Consider the following 2,964-nt stretch of genomic DNA (forward strand, 5'->3'; position numbering starts at 1 on the left):
GCTCTCCCCCGGCGCGGTCGGGGGGGCGGGGGGGGCCGCCCCCGGCCGGCTGTGCGGCCACCCGCCCCCGCCCCGCGGGCGCGCCCGGTCGGGACGGGGCCCGGCGCCGGGCGCGGGACGGGGCCGGAGCCTCAGCGCACCGGCTGCGGCGAGGGCCGGGCCGCGCGGGGCTTGCGGGCCACGGCGCCGGGGGTGCCGACGGCCGCGCCGAGCGCGGTGCCGCGGGTCTCCTCGGCCCAGAGCACGGAGACCAGCAGGCCGCACGCGGTGACACCGGCGGCGATCAGCATGGTCGGTCCGGTGCCGATCCCGGTCAGCGACAGCGGCAGCAGGTAGGTGCCGACGGCCGCGCCGATCCGGCTGACCGAGGTGGCCACGCCGACGGCGGTGGCGCGGACCTCGGTGGGGAACAGCTCGTTGGGGTAGGTCCAGTCGAGCACGTTCGGCCCGCCGCACAGGAAGGCGTAGGCGCAGAGCGCGACGACCACCACGGCGGCCGGGGCGTCCGGCCAGATGCCCAGCACGGCGAGCGGCACGATCATCAGCGCGAACGAGCGGATGATCACGGGGCGGCGGCCCCAGGTGTCGATCAGGCGCAGCGCGGGGTAGCAGCCGAGCAGGAAGACCAGGCTGATGAGTCCCGTGCCGAGGGTTTCGAGCACGGTGCCGCCCGGCATGCCGAAGGCCTCCAGGAGCTGCGGCCCGAAGGTGAGCATCGCGAACAGCGGGCCGACCTGGCAGAGGAAGAACAGTCCGCAGAAGAGCGTGCGGCGCCGGTAGGGCGGGGTCATCAGCAGCCGCAGGCCGGTCGGGGCGCCGGGAGCCGTGGGCGCGGGCATCAGCTCGCGGCCGTCGACCGTGACGCCGAGGTGGCGCTCGACCAGCCGCACGGCCTCGCCGACCCGGCCGTTGGCGGCCAGCCAGCGCGGCGACTCGGGCGAGCCCCGGCGGATCACCAGGAACACCACGCACAGCACGGCGGAGCTGCTGAGCATCCAGCGCCAGCTGCCGGGGCCGCCGATCTGCAGGAAGAGGTAGCCGGTCACGTAGGCGAGCACGGCGCCGGCGTACCAGGCGACGATCTGCTGACCGAGCAGCCGCCCGCGGTCCTTGGCGGGCAGCCACTCGGCGAGCAGGGACGTCGCGATCGGGTAGTCGGCGGCCACCGCCATGCCGAGGACGAAGCGCAGCAGGGTGATCGCCCAGACCGCGTCGACCCAGAAGGACAGCACCGAACAGACGATCATCACGAGCAGGTCGGCGGTGTACATCACCTCCCGCCCGATCTTGTCGGTCAGCACGCCGAAGAGCGCGCCGCCGACGAACATGCCGACCAGCGCGGCCGCGCCGATCAGGCTGACGTCGGCGGTGGAGAGCCCCAGTTCGGGGCGCATGCCGATGAGGGCGACGCCCACGATGCTCAGGATGTATCCGTCGAGCAGCGGTCCACCGGAACAGGCGAGCGCCAGCCTGCGGTGGAAGGCGGTATACGGGGCGTTGTCGATAGTGCGGGACATTCGTTCGGGTCCTCCGGAGCGCATCGCGTGCTGTCGCACCCGTGCGCCGCGTAGACGGTCGTCGGCGGCCCGCCGGGCAGGCGGACCGGTCGCCCGGAGTCCACCGGGCGACCGTCCACAGTTGCCCGGGCCGGAGGGCGAGCCCTCGGGGGCGAAGGTCAGCGGAAAACAGGACGGAGGTCCCGAATCGGACGGGCCCTCGGCCCGTACGCCAAGGCCCTCCGCCCCGCAATACCGGGCCTCACCCGCCCCCCACCCCGCCCCACACCCCCGGATGTGACGCTCGGCACCCAGAGGTATCGGTCGGGGGTCGGCCGGCTTGATTCGAATGGCCTGTGAACAGCGGCTGCGGGAGCACGCTCGCCTGGGGCCCCGACCGCGCCCGCCATCCTGACCGTGCAGTCGGATTGCGACCGGCTTCTTGGGCACGTACGCCCACAACCTGAGGAAGATCGTCTACCCGGTCCCTGACGCTTCTCCGACGGTCACGCCCGCCGCTCTGCCGGCCCAGGCAGAGCGGCGGGCGCTGCGGCTCGGCGCCTGCGATCTTGCTGTCCGACGGTCACGCGTCGATGAAGCGCACCGTGTCCTTCATGTCCGCGCGCCCGGTGCGGAGTTGCGGAACGCCCTCCTGCTCGAACCCCACGGAGACGCCGCAGAACAGCACGAGGCCGTCGTCGGCTCCGACTGCCCGGTTGACCGTCTCCCGGTACACGGTCCACATCACCTGGGGGCAGCTGTGCAGCCCCTCGGCCCTCAGCAGCAGCATGACCGTCTGCAGGTACATCCCCGCGTCGGCCCATTGTCCGGGCCCCATCGTCCGGTCGAGGTAGCAGAACAGGACGGCCGGCGCTCCGAACGCCTCCGCGTTCAGGGTGGCGATCTTCCGGGGCCGGTCCGGATCGGCGCGCTCGATTCCCAGCGATGCGTACCGCTGGGCGGCGGCCGCGGCAAAGCGGTCCAGATACGGCGAGGCCAGTGCGTCCGGGTACATCGGGTACTCGCGCGCGTCGCCGGGATCCCCCGCCCGTGCCCTGGCGGTCGCGGTCCGTTTGAGTTCCGCCAAGGGCTCACCGGTCACGACGTACAGGTGCCACGGCTGGAGGTTCCCGCTGGACGGGGCCCGCGTCGCTGCGGTCAGCACTCGTTCGAGTACCTCCCTGGGCACGGGCTCGGGGCTGAACGCCCGTACGGCCCGGCGACTTTCCACGGCCTCGTACACATCCACGTCTTGGCGTCCTCTCGTTCGACCGGGCCCCTCCACCGTATTCAGCCATGAGTGGTGACGGCGGTCCCGGGGCCCGGAACCAGGTGGTTCCGGGCCCCGGGGTCGTGTCGTGGTGGGGGGTCTCGGGCTATTCGGCGGGGGTGCCGCGGAGGAGGAAGGGGAGGTGGATGCCGCGGGTGAGGGCGGTGAGGGCGTGGAGGGTGCGGCGGTGCTGGTCGG

At 73.2% G+C, this 2,964-nt stretch carries 2 protein-coding genes; both read right to left on the reverse strand.

All coding sequences use genetic code 11. The annotated features are described in order from the left end of the window. Window positions 1–131 precede the first annotated feature (131 nt). On the reverse strand, window positions 132–1,517 hold the full coding sequence (locus tag ACFXAM_RS38360) for an MFS transporter (protein WP_380298536.1): 1,386 nt from the start codon (window positions 1,515–1,517) through the stop codon (window positions 132–134). Between the two features lie 562 nt (window positions 1,518–2,079). After that, complete coding sequence (locus ACFXAM_RS38365) at window positions 2,080–2,745, reverse strand: nitroreductase (protein WP_380298538.1); 666 nt, start codon at window positions 2,743–2,745, stop codon at window positions 2,080–2,082. Window positions 2,746–2,964 lie beyond the last annotated feature (219 nt).

It is taken from the genome of Kitasatospora sp. NPDC059462 (assembly GCF_042749955.1).
Classification (GTDB): domain Bacteria; phylum Actinomycetota; class Actinomycetes; order Streptomycetales; family Streptomycetaceae; genus Kitasatospora.

Excerpts from the sequence above, each read along its gene's own strand:
- ACFXAM_RS38360 (WP_380298536.1), bottom strand. The coding sequence starts at position 1,517 with ATGTCCCGCACTATCGACAACGCCCCGTATACCGCCTTCCACCGCAGG.